Annotated in this window: 15 protein-coding genes and 1 riboswitch; of the genes, 12 read left to right on the top strand and 3 right to left on the bottom strand. The window is 51.4% G+C overall.

The features are described 5' to 3' along the window. Positions 1–133 precede the first annotated feature (133 nt). Together CGL_RS03650 and CGL_RS03645 are read left to right on the top strand one after the other, a co-directional pair. On the top strand, positions 134–3,835 hold the full coding sequence (locus CGL_RS03650) for a hypothetical protein (RefSeq protein ID WP_011013854.1): 3,702 nt from the start codon (positions 134–136) through the stop codon (positions 3,833–3,835). 8 nt (positions 3,836–3,843) lie between these two features. Continuing rightward, positions 3,844–8,646, top strand: a complete 4,803-nt coding sequence (locus CGL_RS03645) for a DEAD/DEAH box helicase (protein WP_011013853.1) — start codon at positions 3,844–3,846, stop codon at positions 8,644–8,646. Between the two features lie 437 nt (positions 8,647–9,083). On the opposite strand, the gene CGL_RS03640 is transcribed toward CGL_RS03645, so the two are convergent. Further along, positions 9,084–9,416, bottom strand: a complete 333-nt coding sequence (locus CGL_RS03640) for a DUF2127 domain-containing protein (protein WP_011265612.1) — start codon at positions 9,414–9,416, stop codon at positions 9,084–9,086. 86 nt (positions 9,417–9,502) lie between these two features. On the opposite strand from CGL_RS03640, the gene CGL_RS03635 reads away from it, so the two are divergent. From CGL_RS03635 to CGL_RS03610, 6 genes are all read left to right on the top strand, one after another. After that, positions 9,503–10,501: an ABC transporter ATP-binding protein gene (locus CGL_RS03635; RefSeq protein WP_011013851.1), complete on the top strand. Its 999-nt coding sequence runs from the start codon at positions 9,503–9,505 to the stop codon at positions 10,499–10,501. 134 nt (positions 10,502–10,635) lie between these two features. After that, the gene (locus CGL_RS03630; RefSeq protein ID WP_011013850.1) at positions 10,636–11,910 is read left to right on the top strand and encodes an ABC transporter substrate-binding protein; all 1,275 of its coding nucleotides are present in this window, start codon (positions 10,636–10,638) and stop codon (positions 11,908–11,910) included. 120 nt (positions 11,911–12,030) lie between these two features. Then, complete coding sequence (locus CGL_RS03625) at positions 12,031–12,486, top strand: SRPBCC family protein (RefSeq protein WP_011013849.1); 456 nt, start codon at positions 12,031–12,033, stop codon at positions 12,484–12,486. A 111-nt stretch (positions 12,487–12,597) separates the two neighbouring features. Next, complete coding sequence (locus CGL_RS03620; protein WP_011013848.1) at positions 12,598–13,632, top strand: carbohydrate ABC transporter permease; 1,035 nt, start codon at positions 12,598–12,600, stop codon at positions 13,630–13,632. Then, complete coding sequence (locus CGL_RS03615) at positions 13,629–14,465, top strand: carbohydrate ABC transporter permease (protein ID WP_011013847.1); 837 nt, start codon at positions 13,629–13,631, stop codon at positions 14,463–14,465. Before CGL_RS03620 ends, CGL_RS03615 begins: the two co-directional genes overlap by 4 nt. An 11-nt stretch (positions 14,466–14,476) precedes the next feature. Continuing rightward, on the top strand, positions 14,477–14,701 hold the full coding sequence (locus CGL_RS03610; RefSeq protein WP_011013846.1) for a hypothetical protein: 225 nt from the start codon (positions 14,477–14,479) through the stop codon (positions 14,699–14,701). On the opposite strand, the gene CGL_RS03605 is transcribed toward CGL_RS03610, so the two are convergent. Further along, positions 14,698–15,120, bottom strand: coding sequence for a VOC family protein (locus CGL_RS03605; RefSeq protein ID WP_011013845.1), 423 nt, complete (start codon positions 15,118–15,120; stop codon positions 14,698–14,700). The genes CGL_RS03610 and CGL_RS03605 overlap by 4 nt on opposite strands. Positions 15,121–15,147: 27 nt before the next feature. On the opposite strand from CGL_RS03605, the gene CGL_RS03600 reads away from it, so the two are divergent. After that, complete coding sequence (locus CGL_RS03600; protein ID WP_011013844.1) at positions 15,148–15,714, top strand: dihydrofolate reductase family protein; 567 nt, start codon at positions 15,148–15,150, stop codon at positions 15,712–15,714. A gap of 46 nt (positions 15,715–15,760) precedes the next feature. Here the strand turns inward: CGL_RS03600 and CGL_RS03595 are convergent, their stop codons facing one another. Further along, entirely contained in the window at positions 15,761–16,132 is a 372-nt protein-coding gene (locus tag CGL_RS03595; protein ID WP_003863600.1) for a hypothetical protein, read from the bottom strand. 215 nt (positions 16,133–16,347) lie between these two features. Next, positions 16,348–16,455: riboswitch (TPP riboswitch) on the top strand. A gap of 57 nt (positions 16,456–16,512) precedes the next feature. On the opposite strand from CGL_RS03595, the gene CGL_RS03590 reads away from it, so the two are divergent. The 3 genes from CGL_RS03590 (at position 16,513) to CGL_RS03580 (ending at position 20,316) form a co-directional block, all read left to right on the top strand. Further along, positions 16,513–17,304, top strand: a complete 792-nt coding sequence (locus tag CGL_RS03590) for a 3-oxoacyl-ACP reductase (protein WP_011013843.1) — start codon at positions 16,513–16,515, stop codon at positions 17,302–17,304. 109 nt (positions 17,305–17,413) lie between these two features. Next, positions 17,414–18,859: an integrase core domain-containing protein gene (locus CGL_RS03585; protein ID WP_011013842.1), complete on the top strand. Its 1,446-nt coding sequence runs from the start codon at positions 17,414–17,416 to the stop codon at positions 18,857–18,859. A gap of 140 nt (positions 18,860–18,999) precedes the next feature. After that, positions 19,000–20,316, top strand: a complete 1,317-nt coding sequence (locus CGL_RS03580) for an LLM class flavin-dependent oxidoreductase (RefSeq protein WP_011013841.1) — start codon at positions 19,000–19,002, stop codon at positions 20,314–20,316. Positions 20,317–20,318: the final 2 nt, after the last annotated feature.

Genomic DNA, 20,318 nt, shown 5'->3' with positions numbered 1-20,318 from the left:
GGCGCAATGAAGAATTTCTAAGCGATATGTCACACAATTGTTCCCATTCGCATATCTCGTGTCCACCAGAGTCGCTACAGTAACGAGAAACTTAATTATTTGATCCGATTCTTCCGTTCAAAGGCCTCATTCCGTGACTATCTCTCGCCGACTCAAACAAGAGCGCAGTTTCGCTGACGATCTTCAAGATCTCAAAACTCTCAATGATCAACTGCGGTTTACAAACGCCAAATTGCAAGCTCGCATCAGTGGTATTGGCAATGATGGAAAGAAAATCACGCGCCCTACCCCACTCCTTGCGCTGGATTTTCAGCTGACCGTTGAAGAATACGAAACGATCATTGCAATCTTGGTGGAAGCAGTTGGCGGAAATCAATCCAAGCCAGCGATTCTTAAAGATCTGTTTATAGAATATCCACTCGTCTTCCTGGCAGCGCTTTCTGGAACCGCCATGCTCGATGCTCAAGAAGGTTTCTGGCCTGCGTTCTGGAAACGCACTCAGGTGTCAGTTCCAGAGCATGTATACGACGCGATCCGTAAAGAACTAGTTAATAGCATCCGCAAAAATGGCCTAGAAACTTTTTCTCTCGCTGACCTCAATCGACGCGAATATGTCGGACTCATCCAACTTCACAGTGGCCTTTCTGCAAAAGACATGCTCGCCTTGGTCAAATTTATCGATCACACTCGAGCAGAAAACCAAGGATGGGATTCTGGTGAGGACTTTGCATCATATGCGAAGAGTGTCTTCTCCTCCGGGGACAACCTATTAACCACGGAGTCGCTCAAGCAATTAGTCACCCACATCCCTGCGCGTTCCGTCGACTTCATCGCCAGAGTCTATGAACTAACCAATTGGTACCGCGACCTCAAAGACCTCAATGAAGTAGAAGCCTTCGTAGGTACTCATGGGCTGCCGGAATTGTCTTTCAAATTTCTTCTGGAGTGTCTGAGCGGCGAAGCTGAACAAATTGCCGAAAAGACGAAAGCAGCACCAGCAAGCCTGGAAAACCTGGAACCTCCGCATCTCTATCTGGATCCACAGAGTTTTGAACTCAGTCTTGTTTTCCCAGCGATCTCTAAAACTGCAGCACTTCAGATTCCAGCACCAGAATGGACAGTGATTTATGACGGAAACTCCATTAAAGTTCGTCCCGAACAGGACTGGTCCTACGGAGGTTTCGCCGAATACCGTTTGCCTTTAGACAAACCGCTCTCCAGCTTGAGAGTCATCACTCCAACAGAGAAATCCCTAATTCTGATTGAAGGATTTGGCCACAAGAATCCCATTATGTTCTTTAAGAACAACGGTCAGCCATATGCAAACCAAGAAATGCTCAGTGGCAACGCTGTCACAGCTATAGTCCCAGCTGCAGCAATCATTCGTGCACGTATGCGAGCTTCCAAGACTTTCAACTATCAAGACTTGGGTCCCTTGTCCGGATGGAACAAGTGGGTCATTCGTTCGATCCCACTCAAACGAGCTGAATCGATCACAGTCTCCCACGGTGGCTTCAGAAAAGAACTCCCAGTTCGACGCAAAGTTGATGTTCAATGGATTACTGAGGATCTCACGATCGAGAATCTTCAAGGTCTCGATCATGAGCCCGTTTTCCACACGAGTCCCCGCATCGAATTCCCCACCTCTGGATCAAACTGGGTAATTCAGTATTCACAGATTCTTCCAGATGGCAGCCTCATCGAAATGGAAGATTACCCAGTCGAACCTGAAAACTTCGGATACGAACTAGACCTCTTCGAAGAATCCGACGACCCTTGGGTCGGGCAATTTTTAGTAACTCTGCTCAAGGATGAAAAAGTCTATGAAACCCGCAAATTCAATCTCGCGGAAGGCCTCGATCTTTCCCTAACATTCAGCGGAGGCGGACCTGAAAATCGATTTAGGTACCCCAGCATCAATCAGGGACAAACTGGCTTAACAAAGACTTTCGCCCGTTTTAGTTCCAATTCTGAAAAGCACATCAGGTTCCCAGATGAGATCATCGGGCTTGATGCATTCACCTCTCAAAAAGCGTTTAACATCGCAAGCGGTGATTTCCCTGAGGACTACAACCTCGACGTTTTCATCACGCCTCCGCAACTTCACTACCAAGTACCTGTCACACACAGCCAAACAAAGTGGGAAAGCACAAAGACGACACTAGATTTCAATGACTTTGCCGATGGAAACCTCCAGATCAGATTCCCTAATGAAGTCTATGATCCAAACTTGAAAATCATTAAAATGGTGGCATACAAGAAACCTGAGTCCAGTGAGCCTAAATACTTAAGCAAAATTGGTTCAAGCAAAGTGTGGTCTATCCCTATGGATCGCATCAAGGAACTCATGGATGATGATGCCCAATTCCTTTTGATCGCGGAGTGGTTCGCTGAAAGTAAAGACCAGCACCGAGAGAAGATCATTAGCGAAGCTAAGCGAACTGGAAAAATCTCCAATGCAGCGCTTAAGAGTGCTCGTCCTCAACCTCAAGCAAGTTCCCACATTGCAACAATTGAGAAAAAGCCCCTACTAGCTGCGGCTGAAATTAAGCTTTCTACCGTGGAGTTGGAACTTGGTCGGCACACTTCTAAGAGACTGGAAGGCTGGGCATGGTCTGCGCTCAACCCGCTTGATCCACCAATCAAAGTCGATTTCCAAGGAACCTCAGGCTCACTTCCAGACACCCACTTCGTCGTTGGCCCTTTAATCGTGGAAGTGAGAGAAAAAGAGTTTCTCTCCCAATGGCAGCCAAAAGTTCCCTCAGTTAAAGCCGTGGTTGCAAATGATCCCTCATTTGAATTGGACCCTCAATTTGATCCTTTCCTCACACACCGATGGATGTTCGCTCCACGAAGTGGGAAGGTCTTACTCCCACAAGAAATCCGCACAGTGTGGGACGCCCGATTCAATATGCGCCATGTCTTAGCGCAGCGTGAAAACCTTCATGTGAAATCGATTCAAGATTTTGACGATGCCACCAGTACCTATCTCACCAGTGATCCTCGGGTGGCATTAGATGAATTGGATAAGAGCTCAATTCCGTCTAATTCCCACTTTGAATCATTCATCCGATCCGGATTAGCTGAGCTTTCTTTCGAAGTTGACGACACAGCCGGAGATATCCATCGCGTTCCCTGGATCGGCCTGATCCAGGAAATGAACGACCTCAGAATTCTGCAGATACAAGGCTATGAAACAGAAGAACGAGCCATCGAACGCCGAAATTCGCAGAGCTACATCCGTGAGATAGGAGGCAGTGAATTGTGGAATATCCTAAAAGGAAATTCAGAGGGATTGTCTCTTGCTCAAAAATGCGCACCACAAGCCACTGAGATTAATGTGATTCGTAATTCAGGCTTGGAAGCTATGCGCAATGGGCTGGGCGCCGATCAGTTCAGCGCCGAGTTTATTTCAGCAGACTCACGCCTACGAGCTCAGCTTGAATGGTTGGAAAACCGCCGAGAGCTCAATGATCTCGGCCAGCTCCCAACGCTCTTCGATTTCGCCGAGAAATACGAGTACCTCATCGATCACTTAGGTGATGATCGCATCAAGGTCACTGCACGTGAGCTGTCTACTCTTGCGTCGGAACACCGTCGCGGCAACGCTGAAAACTGGCTTTATGCACCATATGTGTCATTCATTTACAGCTTGCTTAACCGAATGATCGCTCATGAAGTAATACGTCCGATCGCTCAGATCAATTACTCACGGCACGATTGGGCAAACGCTGCTCGGCTGATTCCTCGTCTCACAGGATTTGACCTGGTGAGTGCCGAAGCGAAAGTGCTCAGCGCAATAAACAACAACAATATAATCCCAACTGCAATTTAAGGATCACTATGTCCAACGCACCTAAAAAGAGCTTTTCAGACTTCTTTTCCCCACTAGCAACCGAAACTGAAACAACTATTACGCTCTCGGCAATTGAGGTAGAGAAAGTCAATGCCAAGACTGAAGTCACTCGAAATATTGATCCAGTCGAAGCAGCAGAACAAATCAGCCGCGACTACCGCCGCTACCTGAAAACACTTATTAGCCCCAGTAATAAGACAATTGCGGCAGAATTCAACCGAGAGATTGATGAGTCCGAAAACCTTGTCTACGGACCAATTTTGCAGCTGACTCCGCCTTATGCACCAGGTAAGTCCCCTGCTCAATTAATTGATGAGGGAGTCCTTTCTCCAAACTTCTCACGTCTCGATGCCGCACTACCCAAAGATCGCCCGCTTTATCAGCATCAGGAAGACGCTCTGCGAAAAATCGCTAGTGGCCGAAACTTAATCGTTTCAACCGGTACAGGATCTGGAAAAACAGAGTCTTTCCTCATCCCGATCTTTGACCAACTGCTCCGCCAACAACAAGCCGGTGAGTTAAATCCTGGTGTCAGAGCATTGCTTCTTTACCCTATGAATGCTCTTGCAAATGATCAGGAGAAACGTCTCCGCGAATTATTGGCAGACACCCCGGAAATTACTTTTGGTCGATACACCGGAGATACCAAACAGACCCGTGAAGAAGCCGAGAAATACTTCAAACTGATTAATGGGCGAAATGCGACCCCTCTACCTAATGAGCTAATTAGCCGTGATGAGATGCAGGAAAATCCACCTCATATCTTGCTCACCAACTACGCAATGTTGGAATACCTCCTGCTTCGTCCTGCAGACAACGCATTCTTCGATGATGCATATTCCAATAATTGGAAGTTCCTTGTTCTTGATGAAGCTCATGTCTACGCCGGAGCACAAGGCACTGAAGTCGGCATGCTGATGAGGCGCCTGAAAGATCGTGTCCAACGAGGAAATCCCCTCCAGTGCATCGCTACAAGTGCTTCTTTGGAAGGAACTAAAGAAGCCATCATGACCTTTGGACAAGACCTCTTTGGTGAACCTTTTGAGTTTGTCAACGAAGATCCCTCGCGCCAGGATTTGGTATCCGCGCATCGGAGAAAACTACCAAAAACCTTTACGTGGTCCCTACCAGATGAGCTCTTTGACCAGCCTTTAGAAAGTGATGGTCTTTTCCAAGCACTACAAGAGCGCGGTGGAGATCAATACGAAGAGCTCTCCAAAGAAGAACACATCGTAAAACTCCGCGAACTATCCCAGCAATCAAGCACTCGAGTTGAAGACATCGGCAAGGGTCTTTGGCCAAATGTTACTGATAAAGCATCAATGCACCGCACACATATGCTGGTGAATTTAGGCAGTGGCGTTCTATCCCATGATGGAGTACCAGCTCTGTCCGCGCGTTATCACATGTTTGTCCGCGCAGTTGAAGGCGCTTTTCTTGGGTATACAGAGCAAGGAAAGCCAATCGTGTCCTTGGACCGGCAAGTGACATTAGGCGACACAGCTCGACCAATGTATGAAATGGGTGCTTGCATCAAATGTGGAACCGTTCATATCAGCGCCCATAATGATTCTGGTTTCCTTGTGCCTCCAGAGAATTCCTCAAATTTCGACGAACAACAGCTCAAATGGGTAGTCCTCACCGATGATTTCGAAACAGCAGACATCGACGAAGATGACCTAGAAACTGATGCTGACGAGAACGTCAAAGTCCTTGAGCTACAAAAATTATGTACGGCCTGCGGAAAACTAAACGGAAAGAACTCTCTTCTCTGCTCCGGATGCTCATCACATCATGACCAGTTTATTGATGTAAAGATCTTGGAACCCCGGAATGGTAGCCAATTAACATGCACTCGATGCGGTGGCCGAGAAAAGAACCTGATTCGACGACTCCGAACCGATTCAAATGCTGCACCTTCTGTCCTCACCACATCATTGTTCCAACTGTTGCCAGAATCAGCTGATCAAGATACATCACGCAAGATCGGTGCTGGACGCAAACTACTCACGTTTTCTGACTCCCGCCAGGCTGCCGCTTACGCAGCACCATATTTGCAAGCAAGTTACACCAGGTTGCTAGAGCGAAGAATCCTCATTGAGACCCTGCGGGATGAAGAATTTACTGAAGGCGCATCCATTGAACGATGGATTTCCCGCGCAAGTGAAGTGGCGAAAAACAATCGAGTCCTCGCTAACAACTTGAACCCACGCGAAACACTAGAACAGACAGGTAACTGGGTATTCGCAGATCTTGCTTCGACAGTCCGACGTAGTTCGACTGAAGGGCTTGGACTAGCCAAAATTGAACTGACCCCTGAGGCTTTGTCGCAACTCAGTTTCAGAAAACCACTTGGCGAGATGTTTGGGGATCCGGATGCCGCCGACGCCTTTTTTAATCTCTTCGCTCAAGAATTCCGTCACAAGGGCGCAATCAATTGCCCTGACTACGTCAATCTTGAGGATGAACGCTTTGGCCCTCGTCGTGGGCAGCACTTTTTCACCAAAGATGGTGGAAGAAAATCAACACGACGCCTCTACTCATGGATTCCGCAACGAGGAACCAACAATCGCAAGGACTTCATTACAAAAGTCTTGAACCGCATCGGACAAGCAGGTGACGAAGGTGAAAATATTACGACGCTTCTCCATCACCTATGGAATGACTACACTAATTCCGAAATTTTGAAGGTCCCAGGCGAAAAGGCCGAAGGCTACACACTTAACTACAACTCACTGCAAGTAAGCCCTGGAAAACAACATTCCTGGTATGAATGTGACACTTGTAGAAATACAACGCCATTTAATGTTCTCGGGCTGTGTCCACATGGGTTCTGTAAAGGCAAGCTAAAAGAAATCGATACTTCTTTACCGGAGTATGCCAACAATCATTATCGGAAGTTGGCAACATCGCTTGAAATTCTTCCGCTTTCAGCCAAAGAGCACACTGCTCAATGGACGCCAACGGAGGCTGCAGAGGTTCAGAAAGAATTCATCGAAGGAAAAATCAATGTCCTAAGCTGTTCTACTACGTTTGAGCTTGGAGTTGACGTTGGTGATCTGCAGTCAGTAATGATGCGCAACGTACCGCCACGTACGGCTAACTATGTGCAACGTGCGGGACGTGCGGGACGCCGATCAGGTTCAGCAGCTTTTGTGCTTACCTTTGCTAAGCGATCTTCTCATGACTTGGCTGTATTTAAGAACCCAACCCAGATGATTGATGGCGAAATGACAGTGCCATTTTTGCACATTAACAATGCCCGAATCGCCCGTCGTCACACCTATTCAATCGCTCTCGCCGCATTTTTCCGAGAGCAGGCTGCCCAAAATCGGTTCTGGAAAAAGGCCGGAGAGTTCTTCCTTGGCACTGATGCAGCTCCATACCTTAGGCCTGCTGTCGCAGAGCAAGAGGCAACGGAGATCCTCGAAGAGTTTCTCTCCCCTGTTCCTAATTACATCACTGAAGCCCTCCGTCGCGTATTCCCTGAGTCCCTGCATGAGGATCTGGATATTGAAAATCAAGGTTGGGTTAAACAATTCCTTGAAATTTTCGATACAACTCGTCAGGAGATCTCCGAAGATTTCCAAACGCTTAAAAAGATGCAAGGGCGAGCGCTGGGCAGTGAACAAGGCAAAAAGGCAGATGCCTTCAAACGCACAATCACAACTCTGATGGACCAAGATCTTTTGGGATACTTGGCCAAGAAGAACATGCTGCCCAAGTACAGCTTCCCTGTCGATACAGTAGATCTTCAAACAAACTTCAGTGAAGCTGGAAATAAGGTGAGCTTGTCACGAGATCTTCAGCTAGCGATTACCGACTATGCTCCTGGTGCGGAGTTAGTAGCAGGCGGAAAATTGTGGAAATCCGCTGGCATTCGACACCTAGCCGGTAAAAAGGTGGAAACTTTTTATTGGACAACGTGTACTGAGTGTAAACATACTGAAACCTCTCGTTTTGGATTTACATCTGAAGATGTCTGTTCTCAGTGCTCTGCACCAATATCGCTGGGTAAAGAGAACAAGTTCCTTATCCCTCGTTTTGGTTTCGTTGCAGACCCAAATCCAACTGAAGTGGGCACTGCTCCCCCGGTCCGATCCTCTAATCGACTTGAATTTGTAAAGCAGTTCGGTGTCAAAGATGACAGTGAAGAGTTCTCAAATTCAGATGGGACAGCAACTGCGCAAGTACTTACTTCTTCTTGGAGTCGGACGGAGATGGGAGCGCTTGAAACAGGTCCTAACAAGAATGGATTTTGGTATTGCCAAACATGCGGATTCGGCACTCCCAATGGCGCCGAAATCCCTAAAAGCCATCGAAACCCCAGAACTAAGCAGCAGTGTGGCACCTACTACTTAGAACCCCACTCTTTGGGTCACACCTACCAAACTGACATCGCGACAGTTGCCGTTCCTTCTTATACAAATCTTGACTTCGAAGGGTGGCGCTCTGGAATGTACGCCATCATCGAGGCAGCTGCTGAATGTTTAGAAATCAATCGTGATGATCTAAACGGCACCATGGCGAAACACGACAACAGGCCAACGATGGTGTTGTTCGATACTGTTCCTGGTGGAGCTGGTATTACCCGAAAAGTTCGAGAAAACTTCCCTCAAGTACTCGAAGCGGCAATTAGAAGGGTCGAAACCTGTTCTTGTGGCATCGATACTTCGTGTTATGCCTGTTTGCGATCATTTTCTAACCAGCGTTTCCATCTCGATTTAAGGCGCGATATTGCATTGGACTTGCTTCACCATATGGCGGTTGCGATGCCAAAATCTGAGTAGATAACACCAGCTACCCACAGCTAAAAGCAGCTGTGGGACCGACTAAGGCTGGGGTGCTTTCAGTATCATCGCGAAGATCCCAACCCCAATAAAATTCGAATTGGACGCATAAATACACGACGCACTTTAGCCTTAATCGGAGCAACTCTTGCCCTTGGCGCATCGCTTGTCTCATGGAGCAGTGAAAGCGTAGATGAACAACCACGAGAAAACGTGATCGTTCTGGTGCTCCCGTTGAGCTGGTGATGGATCAGATTCTCAATATCAATACGAATCAAACAGGAGACACCAACTACGCCGTCGACATTGCAGATCCATACGTGGTGGAGTTTTTCCCGAGTTACACCGATACTGTGGAAAATTGTCGGCGCGATCATTCCGGCGCTGGCGTGAAGTGCGATTTGGTACAGCTGATACGCGATGAAAGCCAGCAGCAATCATCCACGGGTATGCCCACAGTTTGTTTTCAGGACTGCGACCAGGAGTACCACTTTCGCAAGGCCGTGCGTCAGTAGATATCTAGCGCTGAACAACGTAGCGTGGCTGGTGAGTGATTCACTGCTGTGCCCAAGGAACGTGGCGATGCCATTGTCGGGATCTTCATTCAGTTCGTTTTGGGTGAGCAGAACGGTCCAGTGGTGAAGGCTTTCGGGATCGACAAGAAGGAGGAGCACTCCGCCGATGAGCTCAAATAAGCCGTTGAGTCCTTTGAGCTTGATGCCGCCCCAAAAGAGTTGTTGCCACCGATCGCGAACTTTGGCAGTAGCCATGCGTTCTGCTCCTGACCTTGAACAGCGGTCCCAATTTAGACCCGCTAAACCCACAATGTGTACTGGTGCTGGTAATTTAGTAGAACATGGCAACGGTCACATTCGACAAGGTCACAATCCGGTACCCCGGCGCGGAGCGCGCAACAGTTCATGAGCTTGATTTAGATATCGCTGATGGCGAGTTTTTGGTGCTCGTCGGCCCTTCGGGTTGTGGTAAATCCACTACGCTGCGTGCTTTGGCGGGGCTTGAGGGCGTGGAGTCGGGTGTGATCAAAATTGATGGCAAGGATGTCACTGGTCAGGAGCCGGCGGATCGCGATATCGCGATGGTGTTCCAGAATTATGCTCTGTACCCTCACATGACGGTGGCGAAGAATATGGGTTTTGCGCTGAAGTTGGCTAAGCTGCCGCAGGCGCAGATCGATGCGAAGGTCAATGAGGCTGCGGAAATTCTTGGGTTGACGGAGTTTTTGGATCGCAAGCCTAAGGATTTATCGGGTGGTCAGCGTCAGCGTGTGGCGATGGGTCGCGCGTTGGTGCGTGATCCGAAGGTGTTCCTCATGGATGAGCCGCTGTCCAACCTGGATGCGAAATTGCGCGTGCAAACCCGCGCGGAGGTCGCTGCTTTGCAGCGTCGCCTGGGCACCACCACGGTGTATGTCACCCACGATCAGGTTGAGGCAATGACGATGGGCGATCGGGTTGCGGTGCTCAAGGACGGGTTGCTGCAGCAGGTCGCACCGCCCAGGGAGCTTTACGACGCCCCGGTCAACGAATTCGTTGCGGGCTTCATCGGCTCGCCGTCCATGAACCTCTTCCCTGCCAACGGGCACAAGATGGGTGTGCGCCCGGAGAAGATGCTGGTCAATGAGACCCCTGAGGGTTTCACAAGCATTGATGCTGTGGTGGATATCGTCGAGGAGCTTGGCTCCGAATCGTATGTTTATGCCACTTGGGAGGGCCACCGCCTGGTGGCCCGTTGGGTGGAAGGCCCCGTGCCAGCCCCTGGCACGCCTGTGACTTTTTCCTATGATGCGGCGCAGGCGCATCATTTCGATCTGGAGTCGGGCGAGCGTATCGCTTAGTTTCGGACGTGGGGAGGCGTCGAAAAGCATCTTTATTTTTGACCCTCCGGGGGTGATTTAACCTAAAATTCCACACAAACGTGTTCGAGGTCATTAGATTGATAAGCATCTGTTGTTAAGAAAGGTGACTTCCTATGTCCTCGATTTCCCGCAAGACCGGCGCGTCACTTGCAGCCACCACACTGTTGGCAGCGATCGCACTGGCCGGTTGTAGTTCAGACTCAAGCTCCGACTCCACAGATTCCACCGCTAGCGAAGGCGCAGACAGCCGCGGCCCCATCACCTTTGCGATGGGCAAAAACGACACCGACAAAGTCATTCCGATCATCGACCGCTGGAACGAAGCCCACCCCGATGAGCAGGTAACGCTCAACGAACTCGCCGGTGAAGCCGACGCGCAGCGCGAAACCCTCGTGCAATCCCTGCAGGCCGGCAACTCTGACTACGACGTCATGGCGCTCGACGTCATCTGGACCGCAGACTTCGCGGCAAACCAATGGCTCGCACCACTTGAAGGCGACCTCGAGGTAGACACCTCCGGACTGCTGCAATCCACCGTGGATTCCGCAACCTACAACGGCACCCTCTACGCACTGCCACAGAACACCAACGGCCAGCTACTGTTCCGCAACACCGAAATCATCCCAGAAGCACCAGCAAACTGGGCTGACCTCGTGGAATCCTGCACGCTTGCTGAAGAAGCAGGCGTTGATTGCCTGACCACTCAGCTCAAGCAGTACGAAGGCCTTTCAGTGAACACCATCGGCTTCATCGAAGGTTGGGGAGGCAGCGTCCTAGACGATGACGGCAACGTCACCGTAGACAGCGACGACGCCAAGGCAGGCCTTCAAGCGCTTGTCGACGGCTTCGACGACGGCACCATCTCCAAGGCATCCCTTGCAGCGACCGAAGAAGAAACCAACCTCGCATTCACCGAAGGCCAAACCGCCTACGCCATTAACTGGCCATACATGTACACCAACTCCGAAGAAGCCGAAGCAACCGCAGGCAAATTCGAAGTACAGCCCCTCGTAGGTAAAGACGGCGTCGGCGTATCCACCCTTGGTGGCTACAACAACGGCATCAACGTCAACTCCGAAAACAAGGCAACCGCCCGCGACTTCATCGAATTCATCATCAACGAAGAGAACCAAACCTGGTTCGCGGACAACTCCTTCCCACCAGTTCTGGCATCCATCTACGATGATGAGTCCCTTGTTGAGCAGTACCCATACCTGCCAGCACTGAAGGAATCCCTGGAAAACGCAGCACCACGCCCAGTGTCTCCTTTCTACCCAGCCATCTCCAAGGCAATCCAGGACAACGCCTACGCAGCGCTTAACGGCAACGTCGACGTTGACCAGGCAACCACCGATATGAAGGCAGCGATCGAAAACGCTTCCAGCTAGTTCGGTAATTTAGTTCATTCTCCGGCCACCTTCCCTGAAATCCTTAGCGGATTTCCACAAAGGTGGCCGGAGTTTTGTCCTATTGTTGGGTGTAATTGAACTTGTGTGAAAGGAGTCCGGATGGCTTCCGGCAAAGATCTTCAAGTTTCCACATTTGGCTACATCTCCCGCTGCCCCGTGCAGGTCTACGAAGCAATCGCAGATCCCAGACAACTAGAACGCTACTTCGCCACCGGCGGAGTATCTGGCCGCCTCGAAACCGGATCGACTGTCTATTGGGACTTCGTTGATTTTCCCGGTGCGTTTCCGGTCCAAGTTGTCTCAGCTACACAGGCTGAACACATTGAACTCCGCTGGGGACAAGCAAATGAGCTGCGTTCCGTCAACTTCGAGTTCGAACCTTTTAGAAATTTCACCCGCACGAAACTCACCATCACCGAAGGCAGTTGGCCGCTCACTCCCGCAGGAGCCCAAGAGGCTCTGGGCAGCCAGATGGGATGGACTGGCATGCTGTCCGCACTAAAAGCGTGGCTGGAATACGGAGTGAACCTCCGCGACGGGTTTTATAAGCAATAGGCAATGTGTCCATCACGATGTGTGGCGGATTATGATCCATGTAACAAGAATGTGCAGTTTCACAGAACTGACAATCAACTTATTTTGACCTGACAAAAGGAGCGACGACACATGGCCACATTCAAACAGGCCAGAAGCGCTGCCTGGCTGATCGCCCCCGCCCTCGTGGTCCTTGCAGTGGTGATCGGATATCCCATCGTCCGAGCAATTTGGCTATCCTTCCAGGCCGACAAAGGCCTCGACCCCACCACCGGACTCTTCACCGACGGTGGCTTCGCAGGACTAGACAATTACCTCTACTGGCTCACCCAACGATGCATGGGTTCAGACGGCACCATCCGTACCTGCCCACCCGGCACACTAGCCACCGACTTCTGGCCAGCACTACGCATCACGTTGTTCTTCACCGTGGTTACCGTCGGCTTGGAAACTATCCTCGGCACCGCCATGGCACTGATCATGAACAAAGAATTCCGTGGCCGCGCACTTGTTCGCGCAGCGATTCTTATCCCTTGGGCAATCCCCACCGCCGTCACCGCAAAACTGTGGCAGTTCATCTTCGCACCACAAGGCATCATCAACTCCATGTTTGGACTTAGTGTCAGTTGGACCACCGATCCGTGGGCAGCTAGAGCCGCCGTCATTCTTGCCGACGTCTGGAAAACCACACCATTCATGGCACTGCTGATCCTCGCCGGTCTGCAAATGATCCCGAAGGAAACCTACGAAGCAGCCCGCGTCGATGGCGCAACCGCGTGGCAGCAATTCACCAAGATCACCCTCCCGCTGGTGCGCCCAGCTTTGATGGTGGCAGTACTCTTCCGCACCCTCGATGCGCTACGCATGTATGACCTCCCCGTCATCATGATCTCCAGCTCCTCCAACTCCCCCACCGCTGTTATCTCCCAGCTGGTTGTGGAAGACATGCGCCAAAACAACTTCAACTCCGCTTCCGCCCTTTCCACACTGATCTTCCTGCTGATCTTCTTCGTGGCGTTCATCATGATCCGATTCCTCGGCGCAGATGTTTCGGGCCAACGCGGAATAAAGAAAAAGAAACTGGGCGGAACCAAGGATGAGAAACCCACCGCTAAGGATGCTGTTGTAAAGGCCGATTCTGCTGTGAAGGAAGCCGCTAAGCCATGACTAAACGAACAAAAGGACTCATCCTCAACTACGCCGGAGTGGTGTTCATCCTCTTCTGGGGACTAGCTCCCTTCTACTGGATGGTTATCACCGCACTGCGCGATTCCAAGCACACCTTTGACACCACCCCATGGCCAACGCACGTCACCTTGGATAACTTCCGGGACGCACTGGCCACCGACAAAGGCAACAACTTCCTCGCAGCCATTGGCAACTCACTGGTCATCAGCGTCACCACAACAGCGATCGCTGTTCTCGTGGGAGTGTTCACCGCCTACGCTCTAGCCCGACTGGAATTCCCGGGCAAAGGCATTGTCACCGGCATCATCTTGGCAGCCTCCATGTTCCCCGGCATCGCCCTGGTCACTCCGCTGTTCCAGCTCTTCGGTGACCTCAACTGGATCGGCACCTACCAAGCGCTGATTATCCCGAACATTTCCTTCGCGCTACCTCTGACGATCTACACGCTCGTATCCTTCTTCAGGCAACTGCCCTGGGAACTCGAAGAATCAGCACGTGTCGACGGCGCCACACGTGGCCAAGCCTTCCGCATGATCCTGCTTCCTCTAGCAGCGCCCGCACTATTTACCACCGCGATCCTCGCATTCATTGCAACGTGGAACGAATTCATGCTGGCCCGCCAACTATCCAACACCTCCACAGAGCCAGTGACCGTTGCGATCGCAAGGTTCACCGGACCAAGCTCCTTCGAATACCCCTACGCCTCTGTCATGGCAGCGGGAGCTTTGGTGACCATCCCACTGATCATCATGGTTCTCATCTTCCAACGCCGCATCGTCTCCGGACTCACCGCAGGTGGCGTGAAAGCCTAGACTAGATACTCATGAGTGCTGATAAATCCCAGGACCAATCCGAATCGCAACGCAAAGGGCTTCAACCCGAAGCGCTGCTTGGATTCCTGGGATTTTTCTCATTCCTCGCCGTCATCCAGGCAGTCATCAACGTGTTACGCCCCGAACCTGCCGTGTGGCCAGCTCTTCTCGCGCTCGTTTTAGTAATCGCCACAGTGTCAGTATGGAGGGCTTGGCGAAAGCGCCGCCCTAATTAAAGTTCCTGCGCCAACGCCACGATAATTCCAGATGGCCCGCGCAGATAACACAATCGGTAGGTGTCCTCGTAATTTGCGATCCCATCTAGTGGTTCCGCACCGATATGTTCGATCGTTTCCTCAATATCATCCACCGCAAACATCAAACGGTGCATCCCAATCTGGTTAGGTGCAGATGGAGCGGTTGCAATCGGTTCCGGTTGTAGATATTGAGTAAGCTCCACCCGAGAATGTCCATCCGGAGTTTTCAGCACCGCGATCTCAGATCGAATTCCGCTGAGACCAACGGTCCGATCAGCAAAATCCCCTTGGACCATTGTTCGGCCATCTAGGGACATCCCTAATTTCTCAAAGAAACCGACTGCTTCATCCAACGATTCCACCACAATCGCCACGTTGTCCAAACGTTTAATTCCCATGATCCCCATCGTAGGTAGCATCGTGTGATGGCGATCATCTACAACACATCGAGCACGCTCAACGGCTTCATCGCAGACAAAGACAACTCCCTGCAATGGCTTTTCGACGTCCCCGGCAGCGACGGTGCCTCTGAAGACTTCGGTAATTTCCTTTCAAAAGCCGGCACCATCGTAATGGGATCCACCACCTATGAATGGCTGCTCAAGGACCTAGATTTCATCAGCGATCCCCACAAGTGGACCGATGTGTATGGCGATCGCCCCACGTGGGTGTTCAGCAGCAGGAACTTGGAAACCCCGGAAGGAAAACCTGTCAAGGTAGTAAATGGAGATGTCGCCGATGTTCTCCCCGCCATACTGGAAGAGAGTCCAGAGAACACTGATATTTGGATCGTCGGTGGTGGCGATCTGGCGGGTCAATTCTTTGATGCGGGTGCACTCGATCGGATCATCTTGACCATGGCGCCAGTGTTTCTCGATGAAGGGCAGCCAGCGATGCCCCGCCGGATCGAAAGTAATCGTCTCCGCACCGTAAATGTCCGCGAGGTTGGACAATTCACCGAGATCACCCTGGAGACGATTAAAGGGGCTTAATTTGTAGAGTTTTGGGCAGAAAGCTCTTCCTTTAAGAACGCAGTGCTTAGTGACGACGATGCCAATAACGCTCTATTGCCACAGCTGCTTCTGCGAGAAAAAATCCAAAACCAATCGGTATCAAATATCCAGTTAGGATTCCATCAGGCTGAGTTACCCTGAAATAGATTCCCATCAAGACAAGAACGATTCCTACACCACCTAAGAACCCCAAAAGCCACAAGGGAGCTCTTCTTGTTAGGGCACAAGCAACTGCAGCTACAGCAAAACCAACTCCAACAAAAATTGAAAAAGCGGTTACTACTGAATAGGGATTCCCAAGGGCAAATATCCACCCGACTACGACCGTTAAGACATAAAGCAATAAGAACAGTCGAGCAGAATAATTTTTTGTCGCAAACTTAGACGAATCTTTCATCGCGCTCCTTAGAGGATTACAGATTGTTTCTATGGTATACCGTTACGACAGTCCAGTATCCATTTGCAGTACTTTTACAAGCATGGTATCTAGGATCCAAAACTGCCATAGTTGGCAGCGCAAATCTTTGTTAGATCGGAGTTTGTGGTGTCGGCCTGAATTGCTCTTCTGTACCAACTCGCCCCACACGCGCTCACAAACTGATACCCTCGGCTACTAGTGACACGGGGTGCAAAAGCACTTTAAAAAAGCTTTCGCTGAGATTACACCCGTCGAACCTGATCCAGTTAGTACTGGCGAAGGGACTGTCGCATTGGACCCATCCTCCCAAGGGATAGGTCCCTCTGCCCTTCGCCCCAACCCAAGAAGGGCGTTTTTTCATGCTTGATATTTCTGAGCAAATTGTTTTGGTCACCGGCGGTGCACGCGGACTTGGTCGCGCGTTGTCTGAATCATTTTTGCGCGAGGGTGCTCGTGTTGTGGTGAACTATCACCGTTCGGCTGATGCTGCCGCAGAGCTGGCTGGTGAAAAGGCGGTGGCGATTCAGGCTGATGTTCGTGATCGCGAACAGGTGAAAAGCATGTTTGCGCAGGCCAAGGAACATTTCGGCAGCCCGATCACCACTGTGGTCAACAGCGCTTTGGCGGATTTCAGCTTTGATGGCGATGCGCGTCCCAAGGCGGAGGACATCACCATTGAGCGTTTTAATCAGCAGTACACCAGCGCAATCGAGGGCGCGCTGAACACCATCCAGGAGGCTTTGCCTGGTTTTGAGGAGGTGGGAAGTGGTCGTGTGATTAACATCGGCACGAATCTTTTCCAGAATCCGACTGTCCCCTACCACGATTACACCGCTGCGAAGGCTGCGCTGCTGTCCTTGACTCGCACGTTTGCCAAGGATTTGGGCCCACGCCACATCACGGTCAACATGGTCAGCGGCGGCCTGCTGCGCACCACCGGCGCCAGCGCCGCCACGCCCGAGGAAGTCTTTGATTTCATCGCCGCCGGCACCCCACTGGGGTCCGTCACCACTCCCCAAGAGCTTGCCGACGCCTCCCTCTTCTTCGCATCCCCCTGGTCGCGCGCGGTTACAGGCCAAAACTTGGTCGTCGACGGAGGACTGGTTTTCAACTGTTTTGTGTCAGAGGGTTGTGCACACTCAGTGTCATGACCTTATGCACACTTAATGCCATGACCTTGTGCATGCATAGTGTCATGACCTTGTGCACACCCCAGACCTACACCACAGGCATAGTCCTAGGCTGCTCACAATTGACATCATGCCTAAACCCCTACCCCCAGAAACCCGACGCAAGATCATCGATTTCGATCCGTTCGCACCGAACAGCCCCTCGATCGAAGAGTTCTGCAGTCGGCTAAAAATATCGCGGCGCAGCTTCTACAACATCCGCAACCGATACCAACAAGACGCCAACGCAGCACTGCATCCACACTCCAGCGCCCCAATCACCGCCCGGCGAACGTACGATGAATCCATCACCAGCACCTTGCTGTCCATCCGCGCACGCCTGAAAGCCCAAGGATGGGAGTACGGCCCGATCTCTATTCGATTCGAAGGCATCTCCACCGGGGAACTGACTGCACCGATTCCATCTGTTTCAACCATTGCTCGTTTGTTACGCGCCGCAGGAGCTGTTGAAAGTAACCCTAAGAAGCGACCGAAGTCGTCGGTGGTGAGGTTTCAACGAGGTCAAGCCATGGAAATGTGGCAAATAGATGGTTTCATCTACACACTGCACGATACTGATCTGACTCGGGTAACGATCTATCAAATCCTTGATGATGCCACTCGGTTTGATGTCGGAACCTGTGTCTTCCCCGCGAATGAAAACTCAGTCGATGCCCGAACAGCGCTAGAACAAGCGATTGCTCATTTCGGTGCCCCGCATGAATTACTCAGTGATAACGGCTCAGCGTTTAACCGGATGCGGCAAGGATACGTCGGAAGCTTGGAAAGCTATCTCGCGACGGTGGGGTGTTTAAGCATTACCGGCAAGCCTGGGCATCCTCAAACCCAAGGTAAAAACGAACGCAGCCACCGCACACTATTTCGTTTCCTTCAAGCTCATCAACCACACACACTTGAGGAATGTGCGCACTATATTGAACAGTTCCGCGATCATTACAACAATCGTCGCCCGCATCAGGGGTTGCCGAATAATCTCACCCCGGCCGCGGCCTGGGAGATTGTGGGCTGTGTGGAACAACAACCCCCGATTGATCCCGTCGTGCTTCAACAGCAAGCCGATCACTATGCCCGTCGTCGAATTGAGAAGCAATCAGATGTCCCGCTTGTTCGGCAGGAGGAATCTGTTCCGGTGTCTAAGATGCAGCAGACCGAGCAACGTCGACGGGTACGTCGTTTTGGTAAAAAGCCGGTGGATCCTGATGTGTTTACGTTTGCTGGGAATAATCAGAAGGTGGTGTTCCAGGGGATGCGTATTTCTGTTCCTCGTACGATGAGGGACAGGGAGTTTTATCGGACGGTGACGGCAACTGAGCTTGGTTTCTGGGATGCGATAACCGGGGAGCTTGAGTTGTCGATTCCGTTGCCGGTTGTGGCGATTGCCCGGGGTAAGTCGTATATCAATTCTTACAACATTCGTGGGGTGTGGATGCAACACCCGACACCGTTGTGGCAACGCAAACGTGATGAGGCTGAGAAGCGATTCAAGTCGATAGATCCGGGGGATCTTCTGCGCTAGAAACTTGTCCCGAGGGGCTGGGTTGGTGTGCACACTGCTGTGGCTTTGTGTGTGCACAACCTAGTGGGATAGGGCGTGCACAAGGATATGACATTGGGTGTGCACAACGTGCTGACACTTTACAGACTGGTTTTCAACTAATGACACCGAAAGAAATACACCTCAACCTTTTTGCTTTCGGTGCCGGGCACCACGCGGCGGCGTGGCGAGCGGTGGAGGGAAGCGTCGAAAAGCTGGGTTTAATTTCCTGGTGGGAGGAACTCGCGCGCACCGCTGAGCGGGGCAAGCTGGATGCGGTCTTTTTGGCCGATGGGCAGGCGATTAATCCGGTCGGTCTGGAGAATGGGCCGGGCTGGTTTTTGGAGCCGGTGACCGCGTTGACTGCGATGGCGCGGGCGACGAACAATATTGGGTTGATCAGCACAATTTCCAGTACGTTTTGGCAGCCGTTTCATGCGGCGCGGATGATCGCCAGCTTGGATCATATTTCGGGTGGGCGTGCTGGAATCAATGTGGTGACATCGATGACCGATGCGGAGGCGCGTAACCACGGGATGGATGCGTTGCCGGGTCACGATGTTCGCTATGCGCGCGCTGCGGAATTTATTGAAACCATCACTGCGCTGTGGGATTCTTGGCCTGCGGAAAGTTTGGTGATGGATCGTGCTGGAAAATTTGCGGACTCCTCGCTCATTAAATCTATCGATCATGATGGTGAGTTCTTCCAAGTCGCTGGTCCGCTGAATATCCCCAGTCCTCCGCAGGGTCGACCCGTACTTTTTCAGGCTGGATCCTCACCGCAAGGACGGGAAATCGCTGCGAAATACGCCGAGGCAATTTACTCTGTGGCGTGGGATTTGGAGCAAGCGCAAGATTATCGCTCTGATATTCATGCTCGTGCCACTGCCCAGGGTCGCGAGCCCATGCCGGTGCTTCCTGGTTTGGTGACTTTTGTTGGCACGACCGTGGAAGAAGCGCGTGCAAAACAGCAGGCTCTTAATGCGTTGCTGCCGGTCAAAGACTCACTAAATCAGTTGAGTTTCTTTGTGGGTCAAGATTGCTCGACGTGGGATTTGGATGCACCTCCCCCACCACTGCCACCGCTAGAAGAGTTTTCCGGTCCTAAAGGCAGGTACGAAACGGTCCTGCGGATCATCGAATCTAAATCACCAACCGTCCGCGAACTTTTGGGCTACCTCGCAGCAGGCGGTGGGCACGCCACATTTATCGGCACTCCGGAAAGCATCGCTGATGAAATCGAGCGCTGGATCGACGAGGGCGGTGCCGATGGCTTCAACCTCATGCCACCGATGCTCCCCCACAGTTTGGACGACTTTGTTGACTTAGTAGTCCCTGAACTGCAGCGACGTGGCCGATTCCGCACAGAATACAGTCACACCACGCTGCGCGGTCACTTGTTTAACCAGGTTGCTTATTCAGCCCGGTCACTTGTTTAACT

The sequence above is a fragment of the Corynebacterium glutamicum ATCC 13032 genome (assembly GCF_000011325.1).
GTDB lineage: Bacteria > Actinomycetota > Actinomycetes > Mycobacteriales > Mycobacteriaceae > Corynebacterium > Corynebacterium glutamicum.
Note: the sequence above shows the minus strand (reverse complement) of the source record. Positions and strands in the feature narration are given on the sequence as shown.

Bases quoted from the DNA above. Each gene is read 5' to 3' on its own strand.
- CGL_RS03580 (WP_011013841.1), top strand. From the start codon at position 19,000: ATGACACCGAAAGAAATACACCTCAACCTTTTTGCTTTCGGTGCCGGG.
- CGL_RS03645 (WP_011013853.1), top strand. From the start codon at position 3,844: ATGTCCAACGCACCTAAAAAGAGCTTTTCAGACTTCTTTTCCCCACTA.
- CGL_RS03610 (WP_011013846.1), top strand. From the start codon at position 14,477: ATGAGTGCTGATAAATCCCAGGACCAATCCGAATCGCAACGCAAAGGG.
- CGL_RS03630 (WP_011013850.1), top strand. From the start codon at position 10,636: ATGTCCTCGATTTCCCGCAAGACCGGCGCGTCACTTGCAGCCACCACA.
- CGL_RS03585 (WP_011013842.1), top strand. From the start codon at position 17,414: ATGCCTAAACCCCTACCCCCAGAAACCCGACGCAAGATCATCGATTTC.
- CGL_RS03615 (WP_011013847.1), top strand. From the start codon at position 13,629: ATGACTAAACGAACAAAAGGACTCATCCTCAACTACGCCGGAGTGGTG.
- CGL_RS03590 (WP_011013843.1), top strand. From the start codon at position 16,513: ATGCTTGATATTTCTGAGCAAATTGTTTTGGTCACCGGCGGTGCACGC.
- CGL_RS03605 (WP_011013845.1), bottom strand. From the start codon at position 15,120: ATGGGAATTAAACGTTTGGACAACGTGGCGATTGTGGTGGAATCGTTG.
- CGL_RS03635 (WP_011013851.1), top strand. From the start codon at position 9,503: ATGGCAACGGTCACATTCGACAAGGTCACAATCCGGTACCCCGGCGCG.
- CGL_RS03625 (WP_011013849.1), top strand. From the start codon at position 12,031: ATGGCTTCCGGCAAAGATCTTCAAGTTTCCACATTTGGCTACATCTCC.
- CGL_RS03595 (WP_003863600.1), bottom strand. From the start codon at position 16,132: ATGAAAGATTCGTCTAAGTTTGCGACAAAAAATTATTCTGCTCGACTG.
- CGL_RS03600 (WP_011013844.1), top strand. From the start codon at position 15,148: ATGGCGATCATCTACAACACATCGAGCACGCTCAACGGCTTCATCGCA.
- CGL_RS03620 (WP_011013848.1), top strand. From the start codon at position 12,598: ATGGCCACATTCAAACAGGCCAGAAGCGCTGCCTGGCTGATCGCCCCC.
- CGL_RS03640 (WP_011265612.1), bottom strand. From the start codon at position 9,416: ATGGCTACTGCCAAAGTTCGCGATCGGTGGCAACAACTCTTTTGGGGC.